Source organism: Oleiphilus sp. HI0125 (assembly GCF_001635355.1).
Genome location: NZ_LWGF01001151.1, coordinates 1 through 1,125, shown reverse-complemented (window position 1 = coordinate 1,125; position 1,125 = coordinate 1). Strand labels below are relative to the sequence as shown.

The window sequence follows — 1,125 nt, the reverse complement described above, 5'->3', positions numbered from 1 at the left end:
AAGGGTTTTTCATAAATAAATCCTTGGGCGTAGTCGCAGCCTAATTGAATAAGTACGTCTTCTTGGCGACGAGACTCTACCCCTTCTGCTAATACTTCTATATTCAAGCTTTTAGCAAGCGTCACGATACTTTGCACCAATGCGCGGTCAGAGCTGTGATTGATGATTTCGTGTACGAATAAACGATCAATTTTGATCTTCGACAAAATATGACTGAACTTTTTGATGTAACCGAGTGATGAGTAGCCTGTCCCAAAGTCGTCAATACTGAAGCTGACACCAAGTTTCAGTAGTTCCTCCAAACCTTGTATTACGTTGTCATCGTAATTAAGAACCAGACGTTCTGTTACTTCTAATTCGACCCACTCAAGACCGCTTTCTTGGGCGAGATCGTTATGAATCCAAGGCATCATCTCACGATGATGGAAGTTCGTTGGGCTGAAGTTTACGGATAAATTGAAGGGTCGATCGAATTTGTCGCGCCAGATTTTGACTTGCTTTGATGCGGTCCTTAATACCCAGCGATCAAGATGGAATATCAATCCAGTTTGTTCAGCAATGGGAATAAAAAGATCGGGTCTCACTTCTCCTAAGTCTTCATCTTCCCAGCGCAATAATGCCTCAAAGCCACTAATCGACATGTCTCTGAGATTAACCAGTGGCTGATAATAAATTTCGAGCTTTTCGTCGCGTAGCGCATTTTGGAGTTTGTTCTTGATCGTGTTTTTGAGCATGACGTCTTGCAACATGCTGGGTTCAAAAAAGGCGAAAGTATTACGTCCTGAGTTTTTGGCGTGATACATCGCGGTATCTGCTTTGCGAATCAATTCTTCTGTTGTTACACCATCATCAGGGAAAAACACTGTACCTAAACTACACCCGAGCTGCAGTTGTGCATTGTTATGCGCAAAGTTTTCACGAAATGAATGAATGATTGATTCCGCAATATCTTCGGCTTCGCGCTTTGTATTGCAGGAGCATGTAGCGATGAATTCATCGCCCCCAAAACGCGCGACGTAGCCATTGTTATTATTGGCAATAAGTTCTTTTAAACGTTTCGCACTTGCTTGAAGAACGCGGTCGCCAACACTGTGGCCTAGACTGTCATTCACTTCTTTGAATCCA

1 protein-coding gene is annotated in these 1,125 nt (G+C 42.9%); it reads right to left on the bottom strand.

Features of this window, described 5'->3' with window-relative positions:
* On the bottom strand, nt 1–1,125 hold a 1,125-nt coding region (locus tag A3762_RS19940; RefSeq protein ID WP_156493616.1), incomplete at both ends, for a bifunctional diguanylate cyclase/phosphodiesterase.